The organism is Vibrio neptunius, assembly GCA_019339365.1.
Lineage (GTDB): Bacteria > Pseudomonadota > Gammaproteobacteria > Enterobacterales > Vibrionaceae > Vibrio > Vibrio neptunius.
The window spans coordinates 2,984,759-3,006,170 of record CP079859.1; the positions used below are offsets into that span (position 1 = coordinate 2,984,759).

Here is a 21,412-nt window from a genome sequence, read left to right on the forward strand (position 1 = left end):
TATCGATGACGAAAGCGATATTCGCTTAGCCATAGAGCAGAGCTTCGAGTTAGAAGAAATATCCGCACAATTTTTTTCCAGTGCCGAAGATGCACTTCTTGCCATTAAGCAGGACGGTTTGCCAAAAGTGGTTATTTCCGATATCTGCTTACCCGGTCTTTCCGGTGAAAACCTGCTTTCAACGGTACTGCATCAGGACAAAGATGTTCCCGTCATTCTCATTACGGGCCATGGAGATATCTCCATGGCCGTTAACGCCCTCAGAAATGGTGCTTATGATTTTATCGAGAAACCTTTCCCCATCGACCGGCTCATCGATACCACACGACGCGGATTGGAAAAGCGTGACCTCACTCTCGAGAATCAGGAACTCAAGCGCAGTCTCAAAGCGAGCCAGACCCTCGGCCCTAGGATCATAGGTGACACACCGTCTATCCAAATGCTGAGAGAAACCATTTCACATATTGCCGATACCGACGCCGATATTCTCTTATTTGGTGAAACAGGGACAGGCAAAGAGCTGGTTGCTCGTTCAATTCACGAACAAAGTTCAAGACGCGACGCAAACTTTGTCGCCATCAACTGTGGCGCAGTGCCTGAGAACCTCATCGAGAGTGAGCTCTATGGCCACGAGAAAGGCGCATTTACTGGTGCAGAAACTAAGCGTATCGGTAAGTTTGAGCATGCTCAGGGCGGAACCTTATTCCTTGATGAGATTGAGTCCATGCCGATGCAGGCACAAATTCGACTATTACGCGTCCTTCAGGAACGCGTAATTGAAAGAGTGGGTTCGAATGAGCTGTTACCACTGGATATAAGAGTCATTGCCGCTACAAAAGTGGATCTTAAAAAAGCCGCAGAGGCAGGAGAATTTCGTCAAGATCTCTACTACCGCCTTAACATCGTCACGCTGGATTTGCCTGCACTGAGAGAGCGCAAAGAAGACATTGCAGCTCTGTTCCACCACTTCCTGTTGGTTGCCGCTTCACGCTATGGAAAAAGCGCCCCTGCGTTTCCAAACAGCGCACTGAGTCAGCTTTTAAGCCATGACTGGCCCGGTAATGTCCGCGAGCTAAGAAACGCCGCCGAACGTTTCGTCTTGCTGGGTAAGCTGACTCAATTTGGAGAAAACACAGAGCAAAGTACTCAACCACTCTCACTAGCAACACAAGTGGCTGAGTTCGAAAAAAAGTGCAATAGAGCAAGCCTTACTTGAGTCTGGGGGTAGTATCAAACAAACCATGGATAAACTCAGTCTGGCGAGAAAAACGCTCTACGACAAAATGCAACGTTACGGGCTAGACAAAGCCAACTACAAAACCGATTAATCACTGTAATAATAAAGCCAGCACCAGATGCTGGCTTTTGACTTTAGGTCCTCAACATCACATCGAGCTGATCGACCAGTTCTGCCCAGTCAGCATCTTCTTCTATCGCTTCTTTCAGAAACGCGGCCTGTGAAGGCGACCAGAAAAAGGCTTCATGCAGTGCAGTGCCGACCACCAGCCCACTGTGGTGATTAACAAATTCCCGAATGCTGTCGTCGGAGCTCGCTAATCCAAGTTGTTGAAACAAATCACGCATTGAGTGTTGGTGCATTTCCATAATGTCCTCACTCGATTCTCAGAACAAAAAACTAAGCAACAATTGCAGTCACTATTCCTCTCTAACTATAGACCCAATCGCTCCAAGCAAAAAAAAGCCTCACATCGACAGTGAAGCTTTTTAATTAGCACTGAGGAAACACTTACTTGGTGATGATTTCAGGCCCCATTAGCGTCGTCGGAAGCCAAGTCGATACCCATGGTACGTAAGTAACGATAATGAGGAACAAGAACATAACCGCCACCCAAGGGAGCGCAGCCTTGACCACTTGCATCATCGACATCTTAGCGACCCCGGCCGTTACAAACAGATTGAGCCCAACAGGCGGTGTGATCATCCCTATTTCCATGTTAACGACCATCATGATACCAAGGTGAATAGGGTCGATGCCCAGTGCAATCGCAATTGGGAACACCAACGGAGCAACAATGATCAGCAGACCCGACGGCTCCATAAACTGACCACCAATCAGAAGCAAGACATTAACCACGATTAGGAAGGTGATCGGCCCAAGGCCAGCAGATAACATCGACTCAGTGATCATCTGCGGGATGCGCTCTTCTGTTAGTACGTGCTTAAGAATCAAGGCATTTGCAATGATAAACAGCAGCATAATAGTCAGCTTGCCCGCTTCATACAGCGTATGCTTAGTGTCTTTATGGACAAATGCTTGGAAGATCTTGACGATGGCTGGCTTGCCATTTTCTTTCTCTGCGAAAGGCCCCATATCTTTATAGACAAAATTCGCAATAAAGAAAGAATAGACCGCTGCAACCGCTGCAGCTTCTGTCGGCGTGAAAATACCACCGTAGATACCGCCTAGAATGATCACAACCAGTAGTAGCCCCCAGCTTGCGTCTTTCGCGGCATCAAACATTTCACCCCAGCCAACAAATGGCTGCTTTGGCAGATTTTTCACGCGCGCGGCAATATAGATAGCAATCATCAGCATCACACCCGCCAGAAGACCAGGAATCACACCGCCTAGGAACATACGACCAACCGACACGTCCGTCGCAGCGGCATACACAACCATAACGATTGACGGTGGAATCAAGATACCTAACGTACCTGCGTTACAAATCACCCCAGCGGCAAAGTCTTTGGAGTAACCGTTTTTGATCATACCTGCGATAACGATACTACCGATGGCAACAACCGTGGCCGGAGACGAACCTGATAACGCGGCGAACATCATACACGCGACGACAGAAGCCATCGCCAATCCGCCACGGAACCAACCGACCATTGCAATAGCAAAACGAATAATTCGCTTAGCGACACCACCTGTCGACATAAAGCTTGATGCCAAAATAAAGAATGGAATAGCGAGTAAGGTATAGTGACCGGCGAACGCGTTGAACAAGGTTTGGGCTACTGAGGCTAAAGAAGCGTCAGAGTGCATCATCAAAAACAGGATGCTCGATAGACCAAGCGATACAGCGATTGGCACACCAATCAGCATAAAGCCAACCACCATTACGAATAAAAACAAAATATCCATGGTTTAGCTCTCCTTGCTCTTATCGTCGGCTTTTTTCGGCTCCATCGCTTCACCAGCGTCTTTGAGCTCTTCTTTCAGCGCCTCAAGTTCTTCTTCCGCTTCATGACCTGCAATCAAGCGGTCTAATTTACCTGTTGCGATTTGTACGGTGATTTGAAGAAAACGGAATGTCATCAGCGCCATGCCAATCGGCAGCGCCATATAAGGAATAAAGCGTGGAAGCTTTTCGTAGCGCTCTCCTTCATTCAGCCAGTCAGCTAGGAACTGCAATATTTCTGGCATCGGAATATCGTCGGTTTCATACCAAGCACGTTCAGTGACAAACGGATACCAATAGTTCCAAGAACCAACCAGAAGAAGAATTGAGAATGCTAAACAGCAAGCCGCTGCAAGTAACGCGTAGACTTTACGCAGTTGGTCTGGTGCCATGTTGATGATGACATCGACACCAATGTGAAAGTGTTTTTTTACGCCATAAGACGCGCCGACTAGAACCATCCAGGCAAAAAGGAAAACGGTGAGCTCAAGAGCCCAAAGAATATTGTCATTAAAGACATATCGAAAAATTACATTAGCAAAGGTCAGCAGTGTCATTGCTCCCAAGAAAAACGCAATCAGCGTTTCCTCGATAGCATCTGTCACCTTTCCTATTCTGGCAAAAATTGACTGTTCCATAGTTACATCGCTTTGATCACCCGTTGGCAGCGCCCAACAGGTATTGCAGGGTAAAAAAGGCCCTCCTCCCGATTCGGAGGGCCAATAGTCAGGGATGTTTTTATTATCGTGTTACTGATTTGAAGCCAGTGCAGCTTCGATTAGGTCAGAGCCGATGTCTTTTTCAAACTTCTTCCAAACAGGTTGCAACGCAGTAACCCACTGCTGACGCTGCTCAGGCGTCAATGTACGTACTTCACCACCCGCTTCGATGATGTTGTTCTTATTCGCTAGGTTCACCTTCGCTGACTCGGCATTACGCTGTGCAGTGACTTCCTGAATAATGGTATTCAGTTGCTCACGCTGATCTGCTGGTAGTTTCTTCCAGAAGTCATTCGAGGTAACTACTAGGTAATCTAGGATACCGTGGTTGGTTTCTGTAATACCGTCCTGAACTTCAAAGAACTTCTTACCGTAGATGTTTGACCACGTGTTTTCTTGACCATCAATAACCTTAGTTTGTAGACCGCCATACACTTCTTTAAACGACATCTTCTGTGGGTTCGCGCCTAGTTGCTCGAACTGCGCCACCAATACATCAGAAGCCTGAACACGGAACTTAAGACCCTTCGCATCTTCAGGTGACAGCAGTGGCTTGTTTGCCGACATTTGCTTCATGCCGTTATGCCAGAAAGCTAAGCCTTGCAGACCACGACGCTTCATTGCATTTTTCAGCTTCTCACCAGACTCTGAGTTTTGGAAACGGTCAACGGCGTCAACGTCTTCGAATAGGAATGGCAGATCGAAAATACGGTATTTCTTGGTGAACTTTTCAAATTTAGAAAGAGAAGGGGCAGCAAGTTGCACGTCACCGTTTAGAAGCGCTTCCAGTACTTTGTTGTCATCGTAAAGCGTCGAGTTCGGGAAAACCTGCATACACACTTTTCCGTTCATCTCTTCGTTAACACGTTTTTCCAGTAGTGAAGCCGCAATACCTTTAGGGTGTTTATCTGTATTCGTCACGTGGCTGAACTTGATCACAGTCTCACCTGGGTCACAGTTAGCGGCCGCGTTAAAACTCGTTACAGCGAGAATCGAAGCAGATAGTAGGGTCAAAGGCTTTAGCATTGTTTTTCTCCTTGTTAATAGAACAACCCCATCACTGGGTGTTGATATATTTATAAGGGCAATAACCAAGCCAACTTATGAAAGTAAATTTAATCTTTATATTTCAATGAATTAAATTCAGGTCTATGCGGGAAAATAATGATAAACAGATATGTTAGATAAAAATGGGTGGGAAGTGACACATCGAAACTTCTTGAATGTGTCATTTTACACATATTTAACATTACCCGAACGTTAGATAAACAAATGGCAGCGCCATGCTGCCATTTTTATTACATGAGATTTGAGAGTCAGCAAGGAGACTGACTCCCCTCTCAAGAAAAACACGAACTTCATATTCATGATGATGCTAAAAGCATAGTTTCTATTGATCATTTTATTAAATAAAGGTTTTTTAAATAGCCGAATTAAGGGCGAACACACTCCCAACTCGGACAGCAAGCCAGTCCGATTCTCCCCCGTACTGGTTGGGAGCGTGTTCAATCTTATTAATGGAACTCAATTCTTTGTTCTGTTTGTGCATCAAAGAATACCGCTTTTGACAGATCAAAATGCAGAGGGGCAATCTGACCAACACGAGCGTCAAACTCAGGAGACAGTCGACATGCCACCTCCTGACCATTGACCTTAATCATCGCGATAGTATCTGGACCAGTGGGTTCCAGAACCTCAAGTTGAAGATCAAGTTGCGTGGTAGCGCTCGATTCCTGATTTTCTTTCTCAGTAATGTGCTCTGGGCGTAAACCAATCACCACTTCCTTACCATCTTGCTCACGCATTGAATTAGGTAAACGGATATGGTGCTCCTGTTCGTTACCACCTTTAACTTTAATCACTGGCTGCTGCTCATCATCAAGATCAACCATGGTCTTAATGAAGTTCATTGATGGAGAACCCATAAAACCGGCAACAAACATATTGTTGGGTGTGTTATAGATTTCATGAGGCGTGCCCAGTTGCTGCAATTCACCATCTTTCATCACTGCAATGCGATCAGCCAGAGTCATCGCTTCAATCTGATCATGAGTCACGTAAACAATCGTAGTATTCAGTTGTTGATGAAGGCGTTTGATCTGATGACGCATTTCGACACGGAGTTTTGCGTCCAGATTCGATAGCGGTTCATCAAACAGATATAACTTAGGTCGGCGCGCTAAGGCTCGTCCCATCGCAACACGCTGACGCTGACCACCTGATAACTGTGATGGCTTACGGTCCAGCAGATGGTCGATTTGTAGCATCTCGGCCACACGCTGCACTTCAGCATCGATCTCGGCGTCAGGCATTTTACGGATCTTAAGGCCAAACGCGATGTTGCCACGCACCGTCATATTTGGATACAAAGCGTATGACTGGAAAACCATCGCGATGTCACGATCTTTTGGCTCCACGACTGAGACATCGCGGCCATCAATCACGATTTCACCTGAACTGATACCTTCTAAGCCAGCAATGGTATTCATCAAGGTTGATTTACCACATCCCGATGGGCCAACCAAAATCAAAAACTCCCCCGAGTCAATGCTGATATCGATTCCCTTAAGGGTTTCCTGTTCCGCTTTTGGGTAGGTTTTACGGATCTGTTTGAGTTCTAAAGTTGCCATTATGATTATCCTTTTACTGATCCGGCGGTCAGGCCACGAACAAAATATTTTCCTGCCAGCACGTAAACCAGCAACGTCGGTAGAGCTGCGATGATGGCTGCGGCCATATCCACGTTGTATTCCTTCACACCTGTACTGGTATTAACTAGGTTGTTAAGTGCTACTGTAATCGGCTGTGTGTCCGACCCTGAATACACCACACCAAACAAGAAATCGTTCCAGATCGATGTGAACTGCCAAATCACAGTCACCATAATAATTGGCGTTGAAAGTGGCAGAAGGATTTTGAAGAAGATGGTAAAGAAGCCCGCCCCATCCAGCTTCGCTGCTTTGATCAACTCATCAGGAATGCTGATGTAGAAGTTGCGGAAGAACAACGTCGTAAAGGCCATACCGTAGATAACGTGAACGGTCACCAAGCCCGCCGTTGTATTAGCTAAGCCCAACTTTCCTAGTACCGCCGCCATAGGCAGCAAGATGACCTGAAATGGGATAAAACAGCCAAACAGCAATAAGCTAAAGAAGAGGTTCGAACCACGAAACTGCCACTTAGTCACAACATAGCCATTGAAAGCGCCAAGTAAGGTTGAGATCGCTACAGCAGGTATCACCATCTGGAAAGAGTTCCAGAAATAACCTTTCACACCTTCACATTTCACTCCGGTGCAAGCTCCGTCCCAAGCTTTATACCAAGCATCAAACACCCACTCTTTGGGTAAGCTCATCAAATTACCCGCTTTGATATCTGGTAAGGTTTTGAATGACGTGATGACCATGACAAACAATGGCATCAGGTAAACCAGACAGAAGAAAATCAGCGCTGAGTAAATGAACAGGCGAGCAAAATTCATGTTATTGGTCATGATTTTTTCTCCCTAAGTTCGGAATACAAATAAGGCACCAGAATGGCAAGAATACCGGCTAGCATCATCATGGCACTGGCAGCACCAAGACCAATCTGACCACGCGTAAATGAATGGGCATACATAAACAATGCTGGTAGGTCTGAAGAATAACCTGGCCCCCCAGCCGTCATTGCGGTCACTAAATCAAAACTCTTAATTGCTATATGCGATGTAATGATTACCGCGCTGAAGAACACAGGTCGCAGGCAAGGTAGAATAATTTTCACGTAAATCGTCGGCAGATTAGCACCATCAATTTGAGCGGCTTTGATGATGGATGAATCGATACCACGAAGACCCGCGAGGAACATCGCCATTACAAAACCGGAAGATTGCCATACCGCAGCAATGACCAAGGTATAGACCGCCATATCAGAGTCAACCAACCAGTCGAATTTGAAGTCTGTAAATCCCCAGTCGTGCATCAGTTTCTCGATGCCCAGACCTGGGTTTAGAATCCATTTCCAAGCCGTACCCGTAACAATGAACGACAACGCCATCGGATAGAGATAAATAGTACGAATCGCCCCTTCCTGACGAATATTTTGATCTAACAATATTGCTAGACCGACACCTAAACCGATTGCGACCAGCATAAACAGCAGACCAAAAATGCCTAAGTTTGAAATCGAAGTGATCCAACGATCGTTATCCATTAGCTTTTCGTACTGGGTAAAACCGACAAAATTAAAGCTAGGTAGAAATCGAGAGTTGGTCATAGATAGTGCGGCAGTCCAGAAGATGTAACCGTAAATACACACCACAGTAACCAACATGGTCGGTGCTAATACGATCTTCGGCAGCCAGGTTTGTAGCCTGTCAGCAAAGCTTGGCTTATAGACAGACTGACTTTTTGACCCAGTCAAAACATGCTCCATAACGAATCCTTGTGACACTTTCCCTGAAAGTAAGTCTTAGAAGGAAAGGACAAGCAGGCTCCCCACAAGCCTGCCTGCCCTTGGGGGTGACAGAATAAAGCGCCGTTAAATCGCCGCTTTTACTGCTTTCGCCAGTTTCTGCGCGGCGTCTTGCGGATTGGCATCTTTGTCATTGAAGAAGTTAGTCACAACATCAAAAATCGCGCCTTGTGCGTAGCTGGTTGTTGACATGCCGTGCGCCATACTTGGTACGAGATCACCGGATTTCGCCGTCGCTTTAAACTCGTCCATTGAATCCAGTGCACACTTGTCAAACTTCGACATATCCATATCCAGACGCACTGGAATCGAACCTTTATTCAGGTTAAACACTTCTTGGAATTTAGGGTCAAGAATGGTCGCTGCCAGCGCTTTTTGCGCTTGTTGGTTACCTGATTCGCCTAGCTCAAAGAAAGCAAAGCTGTCGACATTATGAGTAAATTGACCTGCGGTACCCGGAGCTGGTACACAGACATAATCTTTACCTGCCACTTTGCCGGCTGCTGAGAATTCGCCCTTCGCCCAATCACCCATGATTTGCATCGCTGCTTCACCATTGATCACCATAGAAGTCGCAACGTTCCAGTCACGGCCCGGCGAGTTTGAGTCGATGTAATCATGCATTTTCTGGAATTTGGCAAACACGTCGACCATCTTGTCGCCAGACAGAACATCCATATCCAGCTCAACAAAGGCTTTGACGTAGTCTTCGCTGCCTAAAACATCAAGCGCAACCGCTTCAAACACAGTAGCGTCCTGCCATGGCTGACCACCGTGGGCCAACGGGATTAAACCAGCTGCTTTAATTTTGTCACCTGCGACAAAAAACTCATCCAAGGTCGTTGGGACTTTTGCGCCCGCTTTTTCAAATACCGCTGGGTTTGCCCAAAGCCAGTTCACACGGTGAACGTTGACTGGCACAGCGACAAAATCACCATCCCACTTCATGACGTCGGTCACCATTTTTGGCACCACGCCATCCCAGTTACCTTTTTCTGCAACGTCATCAAGATTAGTCAGGAAACCCAGACCACCCCACTCTTGAATGTCATGGCCTTTGATCTGCGCCGCTGAAGGTGGGTTGCCTGACACCGCGCGAGTTTTCAGTACCGTCATCGCACTTTCACCACCGCCACCAGCAACCGCAAAATCCTTCCAGCTATGGCCTTGTTCTTCCAGCATGTCTTTCAGAACAGAAATGGATTTAGCTTCGCCACCAGAAGTCCACCAGTGAAGCACTTCAACTTCACCCGCTTGAGTCATAGAAGCCGCTGATAGAAGGGATAAGGTAAGTAGGGTTTTATTCATTTTCATTATTATCTTCCATGTATTGGATTAGACACAGGGCTGACAGCGAACAAGCCCCCTGTTTCATGTGTTCGAAAATGAGTGTATAGATTTGTACAGATTAGATTGAAACAAACCGTAATAAGAATGTAACACCAATGTTACATTAGACTTCAAGTGTCGGTGGGATAAAGAGTTGCGCTCTCAAACCGCCTTGTGGGCGATTGCTGATAATGAGATCTCCGCCGTGCCCATGCAGAATGTTACGGCAGATACCTAAGCCTAAACCGTGGCCTTGGTCATCAGAAGCCAAGCGAAAATACGGCTCAAAAACGGCTTCGAGCTTATCACTTGGTATGCCCGGTCCAACATCGTCAATCGAGACGGAAATCCATTCATCCGTCACTTCAATCGACACGCTCGCACTATTTCCATATTTAACCGCATTATCGATTAAATTGGTCAACACTCGCTTAATGGCTAAGGGCTTAGCCACCATAGGTTCCATCTCGATTGGAGTAAAAGTGACGCAATCACGCTTAAAGTTCATCGGTTCTATTACCGACTGAATCATGGCATTGAGATCAATAAAGGCATTGTTCTCGTGTAAATCAGTGTCTTTCACACATTGAAGTGCCCCTTTGACCATCATCTCCAGCTCATCTAAGTCCTGATTGAATTTATGACGTTTTTTGTCGTCATCGAGTAGCTCAGCTCTTAACCGTAATCGAGTGATCGGCGTTTTGAGATCATGCGATATAGACGAAAACAGATGCTCCCTATCAGCCACATAGCGTCTGATACGCTGCTGCATACGATTAAACGCTCGCGTCGCAGTGACCAGTTCGCTCGCCCCTTCTTCACCTAGTGGCGGCTGATCAATATCCATGCTCATTTCATTGGCCGCTTTTGCCAAACGCTTTAAGGGTTTGACTTGCCGACGCATTAACAGATAAGTCAGACCAAGCAACAAGGTCGTCGAGAAGAAGATAAACAGGATCTGCTCTCGACCAATTAAGGTGTCATCCAATGTGACATAGGGTGCGGGAAGTAACGCAGCAATATAGACCCACTCATTGCTCTTAAGCTCAATCTGTACCACCAGGACGGGAGGATCAATGGGTGATAATGTTAAAGTATGATGCGCCCATGATTTGGGTAAATCACTAAGGTAGATGTCATTCTTTAGTAGACGAAGATTGTGCGCATGAGAAAAGTCGACAGATATCGAAGACACCTTAGGTAACTTGTCGTTGAGCACAGTTTCCACCGCAGAAAGTGAGGCTCTTTTTAACTGTGTATCTGGAATCGGCTCAACAATCAGCTTTTCTTTGTTGAATGACACAAAGAAACGCGTGCCACCCATATTACGAATCTGATCCAGTACAATATGACGATAGCGCGTCGGTAGGGATTGGAAAAATGTCACGGTTGAAGCAAACATGTTCGCCATGCTTTCAGAGGCAGACTGAATACCTGCCAACTCTTTTTGCTTCGATTCGGTGTACCAGATAGCCGTGGCAATGCCCTGCGCTAATATCACCGCTAACAACGCTAGCCCTAGAGTACGGGTGACCAAGGAATTGGGTTTTAGCCTATGTAATAGAGCGTTCATCTATCAATGTTCGATGCTGACTGGTACGGCGAGGATATAGCCATTTCCGCGCATAGTTTTAATATATTGCGGGTATTTACCACTATCACCCAGACGCTGACGCAAGCGACTCAACTGGACGTCAATACCTCGCTCAAAGGGAAGTGCCTCTCGCCCTCTGGTCGCAAAAGAGATCGTATCGCGATCTAAAACCTCATTCGGGCGCGAGAGAAACAGCATTAAGAGTGCAAAGTCACTGCCCGACAGATCGTGTTCTTCTTGGGTATCACTATGGGTAATTTTGTGCGCTAAGGTATCAAGTTGCCAGTCGCCAAACGTAATCTGTTTTGGTAGAGAATCCGAACTTTTTTTCTTCATTGACTTGAACTCGTCGCAAGACTGCTTTGATTCGAGCGATGAGCTGACGTGGATTAAATGGCTTGGCAATGTAGTCATCGGCACCAATTTCCAGACCGATGATCTGATCAGTTTCGTCCGACACTGCGGTAAGCATAATAATAGGTACATTCGAGTCGCGACGAATATGTTGGCACAAGGTAAAGCCATCATCACCCGGTAGCATCACATCAAGAAGCACCATATCAGGGTAGCCTTCTTGATCAAGGTGCGCCTTTAATTCTTCGCCATCCGCCACGGCGTTGACCTGATAACCCGCTTTGGTTAGGTATTCACCCAACAGCTCCCGAATTTCTAGATCATCATCTACAACAAGTATCTTTGCGTTCATTCACTTCAATTATTACTTACGATGTCTGGCTCTAGTTTAGAGATTAATAGGAATGGGGCAGATTGATAAAATTGGATTATTTGATCACAAAACAGATTCAGATCACAACCTATTAACAAATATAAAAGTAATTCAGTACTTTTTAACAAGAGAGGTCAATTAGGAAGAGCTGCTGAAGGGAATTGACTAAAGCAGTGGTTAAGGTTGAGCGGCGACAGAGAAGACATATGCAGTCCATTTGCAAAGCTGTTATCGCAGAAAGTAGCATAAAGCGGATAGATATGCTTCGAAAGCTGCCCTAATAAATGATGTTATAACCACGTCCCTGAACACTTATTAAGGCTTTGCTTTAGTGTCATTCAATATTAAATAAGAGCGAAAACACCCACAATCCCGACAAGAGAAAATAGGCAAGTGCGGCTGATAACGCCAAAGTTAGAAGGTTGGATCATTTCTTGATGCTGCATACGTTCTCCTCGTTGTTTTTATTACATCTTAATTACAATATGATGAATTCGAAGAATTTTCTCAACACACATCAAGATTAAATTTTTATGACAATCTGAATAAAATGAGAGATTAGGCTTATTTTTTGATTTTTTAAGAGTGTAAACAATTGGCTCCAGTGCGCGATTTGTCGGTAAGTTGTGGCTAAATTTCGCGAAAACCTAATTAAATGAAGGCAATTAAGATTTTAGTTCATTAAGGAACGAAGCGGTAAATTTATTTCAAGCCTAAGCTAATGCGCACAAAGCTATCATCTTCGTAATCAACTTTATGTTCAAAGATTGCGGAAGCGTAAATGGTTCGAAGAATGGCATGCTTTTCGCCACGAGTACCACGAAATAGCATTGAAATATCAGCAGATAGACGATTGCGATTATCAAAATGCGCATTCAAATCCGGTGACAGCACACACAATAGACAACCTTTAGGATTAAAGGCTAAGTCCACCTCTTCTGCACTAGACACCAGCACCGTTGTATTGAGTTCTTTCTCTATAGAGTTGATAAGCAAAAGAAAACTGTCTAAATGAGGCAATTCATCACCATGAATTGGTGAGAACAGATTGCCTAGCATTGATTCCATATCCAGACGCTGAGATCGAGCGTGACTGACCAGAGAGCGGACTTTCTTCTTAAAAGGCTTATACTTCTTGCTGTTAGCCGCTTTGTTCAGCCAAGCAGAAAGTATATCATTGATGTCCGAACGCGACTTTCGGCCTAAAGCCTGTGCAGAATGATTAGTGTGCAGATGAAGCAATGCATGTAATGCTAGCTCAGACAGAAGAGGCTCAAACTCGGGTTTAATTTTAGTATGGATACTGCGCATGTTGTCTGAACGTATGGGGCCCTGTTCAAGCTTAGGTACTTTGAGAAGGAACGACATGCTACAGAAAAGCTCAGCTTATGTACAGGTCAAATTCAGTGCAATCGTCACGCTATGGTTATGAGCCAGTTTTCATCCTTTCACAGAAAGACAAAACCCTGACAGCCGCTAAGCCATCAGGGTTTTTAAAGAAATGGCACGCCCTGCAGGATTCGAACCTGCGACCACATGCTTAGAAGGCACGTGCTCTATCCAACTGAGCTAAGGGCGCGCTACAGGGAAAGGATTATACGAGTTCGAGTTCTTAAAACAAGGTATTTTCTTAACATTCTGATCTGAATGACTAAAAAAAGGTCACCAGATTGCATTTTGATTAAAAACACCTCAAGGCAAACGTTTGCTTATAGATGTTAGTCAAATTTTTTGCGACAATGCGCGGCAACTAGATAGCCATTCTATTTAAAGGAACGCCATGACTGCTCAAAATATTGATGGAACACTTATTTCTCAAACCGTTCGATCGGAAGTTGCCGCTCGTGTGAAGGCTCGTGTCAATTCTGGCTTAAGAGCACCTGGCCTTGCTGTAGTGCTGGTCGGGGAAGATCCGGCATCGCAAGTGTACGTTGGAAGCAAGCGTCGCGCGTGTGAAGAAGTAGGGTTCGTATCAAAATCATTTGATCTTTCTGCTTCAACTTCAGAAGAAGCATTGTTGTCTCTAATTGATGAGTTGAATGCTGACGAAGAAATTGATGGTATTCTGGTACAGCTTCCGTTACCCGCTGGTATCGATGCAACACATGTATTAGAGCGTATTCACCCAGAAAAAGACGTTGATGGCTTCCACCCTTATAACGTTGGTCGTCTTGCTCAACGTATCCCTAAACTTCGGTCATGCACACCCAAAGGCATCATCACGTTACTTGACCGCTACAATATCAACCTTCGCGGTAAGCATGCGGTTGTTGTAGGCGCATCTAACATTGTTGGCCGCCCTATGACGCTTGAGCTTCTGCTAGCGGGCTGTACAACGACCACTTGTCACCGATTCACCAAAGATCTCGAAAGCCACGTGCGACAAGCTGATGTAGTGGTAGTGGCGGTAGGTAAACCTAACTTTATTCCAGGTAATTGGATCAAAGAAGGCGCCGTGGTAGTCGATGTCGGTATCAACCGCTTAGAGTCTGGAAAACTAGTCGGTGACGTCGATTACAAAAACGCAAAGGAAAGCGCGAGCTTTATTACGCCCGTTCCTGGTGGTGTTGGTCCAATGACAGTAGCCAGCTTGATTGAGAATACGATGTTGGCTTGTGAACAGTTCCACACCAAACAGAAATAACAAAAAAGCCACTCTTCATGAGTGGCTTTTTCAATCATCCAGTATGAATCATAGCTTTTGTCGACCTAACAGTGAATGTGAGAGGGTTGTGCCATCCACCAACTCTAATTCACCACCTACAGGGACGCCATGGGCAATTCTGCTCGCCTGAACCTGATGTTCCTTACACAATTCAGCGATATAATGTGCTGTGGCCTCCCCTTCGACTGTGGGGTTGGTCGCGAGAATGACTTCGGAAACATCCCCTCGGCGTAAGCGGTAGTCGAGCACATCCAGACCAATATCACTCGGACCAATTCCGTCAAGGGGAGACAAATGCCCCATCAAAACAAAATAGCGGCCAGAAAACTGACCCGTTGACTCTACAGCAGCAATATCAGCCGGGCTTTCAACTACACAAATTTGACCATTTTCCTGACGTTTAGGATTGGTACAAATATGGCAGGTTTCTTCTTCGGTAAACGTGCGACATTCATTGCAGTGACCAATTTCCGTCATCGCATGGCTTAACGCATCCGATAACTGCAAACCACCTTTTCTATCGCGCTGTAACAAATGAAAGGCCATACGTTGAGCCGACTTGGGACCAACCCCAGGCAGACAACGCAAGGCCTCCATCAATTGCTCCAGCATATGACTGGTGCGCATTAACTAACCCTATCGATTAGAAAGGCATTTTCATGCCCGGTGGTAGTTGCATACCTCCAGTCACGCCAGCCATTTTTTCTTTCTGAGTTTCTTCAACACGACGAGCAGCATCGTTGAAAGCAGCAGCGATAAGGTCTTCTAACATTTCCTTGTCGTCTTCCATCAGACTTTCATCAATTTCAACGCGACGCACGCTGTGGCTGCCCGTGATAGTGACTTTTACTAGGCCTGCACCAGACTCACCTGTCACTTCCATATTTGCAATTTCTTCTTGAAGCTTTTGCATACGCTCTTGCATTTGCTGGGCTTGCTTCATCAAATTGCCCATACCGCCTTTACCAAACATGATTATCTCTCTGGTTATTTAGCCTATTTCGTTAATAAATGGGGTCGAAGTATGACTTTTCAACCCCAGAGTTAGATTGGTCGTACACTGTCTTTATCGAGTTCTGCAGCAAATCTTTGCTCAATGAACTGAACATGATTATCATTTTCTAAGCTCATAAACGCCTGTTGCAATCTTCCTTGATAAAGTTTTTCTCTCAGCTCTAAAGGTGTTTCTCCGCTATCGCCTATCTTAACAGTAAGATGGCAATCCTCACCAATAGCTCTGTTGACTGCCTCGAGTAACTCACTTTGCGCACGCTCAGTATTTAAATGCGCCTGCTGAGGCCTTAATGTCAGTGCGATTAATGAACCTTGTTTTTCATAATGGGAGTTCAGAGCCAATTGCTCAGTCAGCTTAGCCGTGTCCAGCTGACTAATCAGCTTTGCCCACTCATTTTTCCCTAGGCTCTCTTCTGCTAATTTTTGGGCCATTTCAGGTGTTTTCTCATGCTCCAACGCTTTTTTTATCTGAGTTGGAGTCAGTTCACTACCCTGTTTTTCGACTTGAGTTAAAGTCGGCTTCCACTGATAAGGTTCATTCTTAATCGGCTCAGGTGTCGCTACCGACTGCGAGTTTGACAATGGCGACACCGGCAGAGTTCCTGATTGTCGCTGAGCAACTCGGTCAAGAACAGATTCTGATTTTTTTGCTGATGTCGCGTTAGCCTTTTTTGGCGTATTTCCTTGATGGTTCCCTTTACGTTGAGAACGAAGCTGATGACGCAACCCACTCACAGGCGATGTAGGCTGGCCCTGTTGCACTGAAGGCGGAACCTGCTGCTCTTGAGACATAGATGGATCCGGTGTGTCATGCTGCAAAGGCTCGTAATCCATAGGCTCATGGCGATATTGCTCTGGCATGTAACCAGCCGGCGGTAACGCTTCTCGATCCTGCCGATGGGAAGGAGTCGGTACGACAGGCGACGTGGTACTGTGAGTCGTCGCACTAGAGAGAGGTTGAGAGACTGACGCTGGAGTCGTCAGCTCAGACTGAGTAACATCTGTCGAGATTGCTTGTGCATCAGGTTTCGCTGATGGCCTGAATGCCATCATTCTCAGCACAACCATCTCTAGACCAATGCGCTCTGAAGGCGCTAAAGGAAGATCTTGGCGACCTTTCAAAGCAATTTGATAGTACAGCTGAACATCTTGAGGCGCTAAAGCACGACTCAAAAGCTCTACTTTTTTCTGCGTCAGGCTGTGCCTTGTCCAAGGTTGCAGGCAGTGCCTGATACATGGCGAGACGATGCAACTGAGTCGCAAGCTGTTGGAGCAGCCCATCCCATTCAACGCCGTTTTGCGCTAAGGCAGATAAACGGTCCATCGCCACCTGAGGTTGCTTTGAGCTGATCGCCTCAAGCAAATGCAACGCCTGGTCGGTATCCAGTGTGCCCAACATGTGTGCCACACTGTCAGTAAGTACTTGTCCGTTACCTAATGCAATGGCCTGATCACTTAAGCTCAATGCATCACGCATACTACCATCAGCAGCGTGTGCTATCATTCCAAGCGCTCGCGGCTCAGAGGAAACTTGCTCATGTTTTAAAATATGATCCAACTGTTCATGGATACTATCAACACTGATTGGCTTGAGATGAAACTGCAAACAACGGGATAAAATGGTAACAGGTAGCTTTTGCGGATCAGTCGTCGCCAGAAGGAATTTAACATACTCAGGCGGCTCTTCGAGTGTTTTAAGTAATGCGTTAAAACTGTGGCGCGAGAGCATGTGGACTTCATCGATTAGATAAACCTTAAATCGACCACGTGCAGGCTTATATTGCACGTTATCCAGCAATTCACGAGTATCTTCAACTTTAGTGCGTGACGCAGCATCGATTTCCAATAGGTCGACAAAACGGCCTTCATCGATTTCTTTACAAGTAGCACAAGTACCACAAGGCGTCGCTGTGATTCCTGTTTCACAATTCAGCCCTTTTGCAAACAATCGACCTATCGTCGTTTTCCCAACACCACGTGTACCGCTAAACAAGTAGGCATGATGGAGCCGGTTCTGGGCTAAAGCATTTTCCAATGCTGTCAAAACATGGCTTTGCCCTACCACTTCATTGAAGTTAGTAGGTCGCCACTTTCGAGCTAAAGCAAGATAACTCATGAATATATCCGATTAATGGCCGTCAAATTCACAGATACTGTATACGTCGAGGCCTAAACCTTCTAGACGCTTGTCGCCACCAATCTCTGGAAGATTGATAACAAATGCAGCATGTTCCACAGCGCCACCCAACTGACGAATCAGTTTCGTTGTCGCTTCAATAGTGCCACCAGTAGCCAAAAGATCATCAACAACCAACACTTTGTCACCTTCCGAAATCGCGTCAGTGTGGATTTCCAGTGTGTCAGTGCCGTACTCGAGCTCATAAGATTGAGCAACGGTCTCACGTGGCAATTTACCCGGCTTACGCACAGGAACAAAACCTAGTCCTAGCTCAAGTGCAAGCGGAGCCCCGAAGAGAAAACCACGCGCTTCTGTACCTACAATTTTGGTGAAACCCATGTCCTTGTATTTTTCAACTAATAGTTGGATCGTCGCTTGGTAAGCAGGAGCGTCTTCCATCAAGCTGGTCACGTCACGAAATAGAATGCCTGGCTTTGGATAATCTGGAATACTTTTGATGCTGGATTTGATCAGTGAGATTGTTTCAGTTGTCATAACTCGTTTCTTAGATTGGCTAAGCGTGTACCTATCGTGTCATTATGTGGTGACGCTAGCGGGGTTCTCTGCACATTTGGGTCATCAACCGCTGACTTAAATGATCTGTGCCTACAATTATAAACGCCCACTCTGAAGAGCGGGCAAACTTTACTGCAATCTTAGTGATTTTCTTGCTTGTCAGCAAGGCGCTCAATCACTGGTAAACGAATAAACCAAGTCAATAAGATGATCAGCATGACCACCAGCATAATCTTTAACCAAAAGTGGGGAACAACCCAAATAGAAAAGGTAAAGCTCGCGACCATGCAAATGGCTCCACGTGTTTTTACTTTGCTGGTTACTGCACCATGCTGATGCCAATTGTCTAAGATGGGCCCAAACGTTTTGTGCTCATGCAACCAACGATGGAAGGTTGGGCTACTGCGCATAAAACACGCACTGGCAAGAAGAATAAATGGCGTCGTTGGGAGAAGAGGGAGGAATATGCCCAGAAAGCCCAGGCACAAACTTAAGCTACCGACAATATTTAAACCAAGTCTTTGAATACTGATGGTAAGCTCCGAGAAATCAATTAGAAACCCGCGTATCCATTCATTACACGAATCCAAGTTAACGTGGCTGGTAGTGTAGGGATCAGTAGCACTGCAATAAAACCTAGAAAGTAGAAAATATTGTAAGGTTCTTTGAAATCTTTGTCTGCCATGGGATTACTTCTCTAATGTAGTGACGACTTTCCGACCACGAGTTAAACTTTCGTTAAAACATTGGGTCATTTTTGTTTTGGCGGACTATACCCTAATACCTTGCACATAAACACCGAATAAAAAAATGGTTATTCCACTATTCTACTCAATGCCAAAGGAGCGCTTACGCACTCCCTCCGCGGAAAATATCTAAGCTGAAACTACTTGAACCCAAGCAGCTTAAAGTTAACTGGCAAGCAGACTGTATTGGCAAATCAGTGGTAATGAAGTTCTTCGCACAACTATCCCCTAGCCTGACACCCGCCGGGATGTGCTGCGAAAAATAGCCATTAGACCACTGGGCATCTAATCCGGCAGGTAAAATAGATAGTGTTCCTTCAGACACATCAGCTAATCCAAACAAGGCACGTACAGGACTCGCACATTCGGAACATGTCACCCCTTTTTCAAGGAGGTCGGCAATGTCTTTCAGATCCGCGTTGAAACACTTCAGATTTCTTAAGTAATCATGGAACAACGCGCGTACCAGCAGAGTCGTCGCTGCACCATGCTGCCCTTCGCTCGCTGAGTCAACAAGATAAAACGCAAACTGGCCATTCATAAGCCAAGCATAATCAAACACTAGAGGCATAACATCTGTGGACTGCAATAAGCGGTAACTGCACTTCCAATCCCCCTGAGAGGTATCCTTATCAGGTAGCAAAGCATGAAGTAAATCTTTCGCAGCAATGGGATTGTCTTCGAGATATTCGAGGTGCCAATGTAACTCTTGTTCCTCTGGCATATCACCACTGTCTACACGAAACCATTGGCTGGCAAAATCACGCTGATCAGAAAGATGGTTATCTGAATCGTCGAGTGTGTTTTCGATTGCACTCGCAAGATGCTCATGATTTGCAATTGGCTTTGGTAAAAAATCCTTAATACCAAAACGTAGCGCTTTTGCTACATCTGACATTTCATCGGTTGCAGACACAACGATCAACGGGAGCGATGGGTACTCTAAACTCACCTCTTCCACAAACTCTATACCATCCAACACTGGCATCGATAGATCGCACAATATGATATCTGGCTCAGCATCTCTGAGCTTTTTGAGACCTTCTAAGCCATTTTCAGCTTCAACTATTTGATAACCTTGAGCTTCGAGAAACCCGCTGGTAATCTTACGAAAAACAGGATCATCATCGACTAGCATAATCCGTTTTGGGCTGGCAGCCAGCTGAACTGAGGGCTTTGTCGCCACTTCGTATGTTTTATGCATAAACCTTCGCCTCACACAACTAAAAACGTACAACTGCTGTTATTATTGTTTTTATAACTCGTTTCAAACACTCATTTAAAAGTAGTCGCGAAAGTGTATTTATACAAATCTTCCACTTCTCGCACTTGTTACATACTATATGTATGCAATGTCAAAGATCGTAAAACTTGTTGATGTGACTCAACCTTTGACATCTGATATAGATATAAATTAACCAAATCCATAAAAATGTGTCGGACATAATGAAATTAGACGATCTCAACCTGTTTAGGCTAGTTGTGGAAAATGGGAGCTATACCGCCACGTCTCGTAAGACGATGATTCCCGTTGCTACAATCACTCGACGCATACAAGCGTTGGAAGAGGCTCTAAACCTTAGACTGCTCAATCGCCATGCTCGTAAGCTTTCTCTCACGGAAGCCGGCGAACGTTTTTACAATGAATGCTCTCCGCTACTCAACAGACTGACCCTAGCCGCTGAAGAGATCACTGACGAATGTCGTGGCGCTGCGGGTAAAATTCGAATTTCAGCACCCTCTAACCTCACTAAGAGAATGATGATGCCGATGTTCAATGAGTTCATGACGCATTATCCGGACATTAATATTGAGCTCACTACCAGTAACCATGCAGATCAGCTCGACCCAACAGAATGGGACGTCATATTCCGTGTTGGCCCGCAACGAGATTCAAGCCTCATTGCTCGTAAAATCAGTTCTGTTGAAGATATCTTGGTTGCCAGCCCAATTTATTTGAAAAATAACCCAGCCCCAAAACATGCCGAAGATTTACACACCCACCCGCTGTTGAAAGGTGCCCCTCTCCTCAAATGGCAACTGACTAACGCCAGTGGAGAAACCGTTGTAAATAATGATAAAGGACGTTTTCAAGCAAACACCCTAGACGTGGTACGCAGTGCATGCTCAGATGGCTTGGGTATAACGCTTATGCCTGATGCGATGCTTAAGGAGTACCTCCAAGATGGCAGTTTAGTGCGGGTTCTTGAAGAGTGGAGCGCAAACCCACGAGATATCTACATGTTGTATAACCACAAAGACCACCTACCAGAAAAAGTACGCTTGTTCATCGACTTTGTGATCGCTTACAACATCCATTGATAA

17 protein-coding genes, 1 tRNA gene and 3 pseudogenes are annotated in these 21,412 nt (G+C 45.6%); 3 read left to right on the plus strand and 18 right to left on the minus strand.

From position 1 onward, the window contains the following. The first annotated feature begins 1 nt into the window (after window position 1). A pseudogene (locus tag KW548_13935) lies at window positions 2-1,328 on the plus strand (sigma-54 dependent transcriptional regulator). A 43-nt stretch (window positions 1,329-1,371) separates the two neighbouring features. On the opposite strand, the gene KW548_13940 reads toward KW548_13935, so the two are convergent. The 12 genes and pseudogenes from KW548_13940 to KW548_13995 form a co-directional block, all read right to left on the minus strand. Further along, window positions 1,372-1,605 (minus strand): DUF2789 domain-containing protein, encoded by a 234-nt coding sequence (locus tag KW548_13940; protein QXX06193.1) that lies wholly within the window; start codon window positions 1,603-1,605, stop codon window positions 1,372-1,374. 142 nt (window positions 1,606-1,747) lie between these two features. Beyond that, the gene (locus KW548_13945; GenBank protein ID QXX06194.1) at window positions 1,748-3,109 is read right to left on the minus strand and encodes a TRAP transporter large permease; all 1,362 of its coding nucleotides are present in this window, start codon (window positions 3,107-3,109) and stop codon (window positions 1,748-1,750) included. 3 nt (window positions 3,110-3,112) lie between these two features. Further along, window positions 3,113-3,784, minus strand: coding sequence for a TRAP transporter small permease (locus KW548_13950; GenBank protein ID QXX06195.1), 672 nt, complete (start codon window positions 3,782-3,784; stop codon window positions 3,113-3,115). Between the two features lie 111 nt (window positions 3,785-3,895). Then, window positions 3,896-4,891, minus strand: coding sequence for a TRAP transporter substrate-binding protein (locus tag KW548_13955; protein QXX06196.1), 996 nt, complete (start codon window positions 4,889-4,891; stop codon window positions 3,896-3,898). 488 nt (window positions 4,892-5,379) lie between these two features. Beyond that, window positions 5,380-6,495, minus strand: a complete 1,116-nt coding sequence (gene ugpC / locus KW548_13960) for a sn-glycerol-3-phosphate ABC transporter ATP-binding protein UgpC (protein ID QXX06197.1) — start codon at window positions 6,493-6,495, stop codon at window positions 5,380-5,382. A 5-nt stretch (window positions 6,496-6,500) separates the two neighbouring features. Then, entirely contained in the window at window positions 6,501-7,358 is an 858-nt protein-coding gene (locus tag KW548_13965) for a carbohydrate ABC transporter permease (protein QXX06198.1), read from the minus strand. Further along, a complete protein-coding gene (locus KW548_13970) occupies window positions 7,355-8,278 on the minus strand; it encodes a sugar ABC transporter permease (protein QXX06199.1) in 924 nt (307 codons plus the stop codon). The genes KW548_13965 and KW548_13970 overlap by 4 nt, the downstream gene beginning before the upstream one ends. A gap of 105 nt (window positions 8,279-8,383) precedes the next feature. Continuing rightward, the gene (locus KW548_13975; GenBank protein ID QXX06200.1) at window positions 8,384-9,631 is read right to left on the minus strand and encodes an ABC transporter substrate-binding protein; all 1,248 of its coding nucleotides are present in this window, start codon (window positions 9,629-9,631) and stop codon (window positions 8,384-8,386) included. A gap of 139 nt (window positions 9,632-9,770) precedes the next feature. After that, window positions 9,771-11,219: a HAMP domain-containing protein gene (locus tag KW548_13980; protein ID QXX06201.1), complete on the minus strand. Its 1,449-nt coding sequence runs from the start codon at window positions 11,217-11,219 to the stop codon at window positions 9,771-9,773. Between the two features lie 3 nt (window positions 11,220-11,222). Further along, a pseudogene (locus KW548_13985) lies at window positions 11,223-11,946 on the minus strand (response regulator). A 723-nt stretch (window positions 11,947-12,669) separates the two neighbouring features. Further along, on the minus strand, window positions 12,670-13,278 hold the full coding sequence (locus KW548_13990; GenBank protein QXX08077.1) for a DUF2913 family protein: 609 nt from the start codon (window positions 13,276-13,278) through the stop codon (window positions 12,670-12,672). 191 nt (window positions 13,279-13,469) lie between these two features. Then, window positions 13,470-13,546, minus strand: a tRNA-Arg gene (locus tag KW548_13995). A 201-nt stretch (window positions 13,547-13,747) separates the two neighbouring features. On the opposite strand from KW548_13995, the gene folD reads away from it, so the two are divergent. After that, window positions 13,748-14,611 (plus strand): bifunctional methylenetetrahydrofolate dehydrogenase/methenyltetrahydrofolate cyclohydrolase FolD, encoded by an 864-nt coding sequence (folD, locus tag KW548_14000; protein QXX06202.1) that lies wholly within the window; start codon window positions 13,748-13,750, stop codon window positions 14,609-14,611. Between the two features lie 48 nt (window positions 14,612-14,659). Here folD and recR read toward each other — a convergent pair whose 3' ends face one another. The 6 genes and pseudogenes from recR to KW548_14030 all read right to left on the minus strand — a co-directional run bounded on the left by recR (window position 14,660) and on the right by KW548_14030 (window position 20,291). After that, the gene (recR, locus tag KW548_14005; protein ID QXX06203.1) at window positions 14,660-15,259 is read right to left on the minus strand and encodes a recombination mediator RecR; all 600 of its coding nucleotides are present in this window, start codon (window positions 15,257-15,259) and stop codon (window positions 14,660-14,662) included. A 16-nt stretch (window positions 15,260-15,275) separates the two neighbouring features. Next, complete coding sequence (locus KW548_14010) at window positions 15,276-15,605, minus strand: YbaB/EbfC family nucleoid-associated protein (GenBank protein QXX06204.1); 330 nt, start codon at window positions 15,603-15,605, stop codon at window positions 15,276-15,278. A 71-nt stretch (window positions 15,606-15,676) separates the two neighbouring features. Beyond that, a pseudogene (dnaX, locus tag KW548_14015) lies at window positions 15,677-17,762 on the minus strand (DNA polymerase III subunit gamma/tau). Between the two features lie 12 nt (window positions 17,763-17,774). Further along, window positions 17,775-18,320 (minus strand): adenine phosphoribosyltransferase, encoded by a 546-nt coding sequence (gene apt, locus KW548_14020; GenBank protein QXX06205.1) that lies wholly within the window; start codon window positions 18,318-18,320, stop codon window positions 17,775-17,777. A 161-nt stretch (window positions 18,321-18,481) separates the two neighbouring features. Next, window positions 18,482-18,847 (minus strand): YbaN family protein, encoded by a 366-nt coding sequence (locus tag KW548_14025; GenBank protein QXX08078.1) that lies wholly within the window; start codon window positions 18,845-18,847, stop codon window positions 18,482-18,484. Between the two features lie 343 nt (window positions 18,848-19,190). Beyond that, window positions 19,191-20,291 carry a response regulator gene (locus tag KW548_14030; GenBank protein QXX06206.1) on the minus strand — a complete coding sequence of 367 codons (1,101 nt, stop codon included), beginning with the start codon at window positions 20,289-20,291 and terminating at the stop codon, window positions 19,191-19,193. 242 nt (window positions 20,292-20,533) lie between these two features. Here KW548_14030 and KW548_14035 point away from each other — a divergent pair, with 242 nt between their 5' ends. After that, window positions 20,534-21,409 carry a LysR family transcriptional regulator gene (locus tag KW548_14035; GenBank protein QXX06207.1) on the plus strand — a complete coding sequence of 292 codons (876 nt, stop codon included), beginning with the start codon at window positions 20,534-20,536 and terminating at the stop codon, window positions 21,407-21,409. The last annotated feature ends 3 nt before the right edge of the window (window positions 21,410-21,412 follow it).

Excerpts from the sequence above, each read along its gene's own strand:
- folD (QXX06202.1), top strand. The coding sequence starts at position 13,748 with ATGACTGCTCAAAATATTGATGGAACACTTATTTCTCAAACCGTTCGA.
- apt (QXX06205.1), bottom strand. The coding sequence starts at position 18,320 with ATGACAACTGAAACAATCTCACTGATCAAATCCAGCATCAAAAGTATT.
- ugpC (QXX06197.1), bottom strand. The coding sequence starts at position 6,495 with ATGGCAACTTTAGAACTCAAACAGATCCGTAAAACCTACCCAAAAGCG.
- KW548_13950 (QXX06195.1), bottom strand. The coding sequence starts at position 3,784 with ATGGAACAGTCAATTTTTGCCAGAATAGGAAAGGTGACAGATGCTATC.
- recR (QXX06203.1), bottom strand. The coding sequence starts at position 15,259 with ATGCGCACCAGTCATATGCTGGAGCAATTGATGGAGGCCTTGCGTTGT.
- KW548_13940 (QXX06193.1), bottom strand. The coding sequence starts at position 1,605 with ATGGAAATGCACCAACACTCAATGCGTGATTTGTTTCAACAACTTGGA.
- KW548_13965 (QXX06198.1), bottom strand. The coding sequence starts at position 7,358 with ATGACCAATAACATGAATTTTGCTCGCCTGTTCATTTACTCAGCGCTG.
- KW548_13990 (QXX08077.1), bottom strand. The coding sequence starts at position 13,278 with ATGCGCAGTATCCATACTAAAATTAAACCCGAGTTTGAGCCTCTTCTG.
- KW548_13970 (QXX06199.1), bottom strand. The coding sequence starts at position 8,278 with ATGGAGCATGTTTTGACTGGGTCAAAAAGTCAGTCTGTCTATAAGCCA.
- KW548_14010 (QXX06204.1), bottom strand. The coding sequence starts at position 15,605 with ATGTTTGGTAAAGGCGGTATGGGCAATTTGATGAAGCAAGCCCAGCAA.
- KW548_13955 (QXX06196.1), bottom strand. The coding sequence starts at position 4,891 with ATGCTAAAGCCTTTGACCCTACTATCTGCTTCGATTCTCGCTGTAACG.
- KW548_14035 (QXX06207.1), top strand. The coding sequence starts at position 20,534 with ATGAAATTAGACGATCTCAACCTGTTTAGGCTAGTTGTGGAAAATGGG.
- KW548_13975 (QXX06200.1), bottom strand. The coding sequence starts at position 9,631 with ATGAAAATGAATAAAACCCTACTTACCTTATCCCTTCTATCAGCGGCT.
- KW548_14030 (QXX06206.1), bottom strand. The coding sequence starts at position 20,291 with ATGCATAAAACATACGAAGTGGCGACAAAGCCCTCAGTTCAGCTGGCT.
- KW548_13945 (QXX06194.1), bottom strand. The coding sequence starts at position 3,109 with ATGGATATTTTGTTTTTATTCGTAATGGTGGTTGGCTTTATGCTGATT.
- KW548_13980 (QXX06201.1), bottom strand. The coding sequence starts at position 11,219 with ATGAACGCTCTATTACATAGGCTAAAACCCAATTCCTTGGTCACCCGT.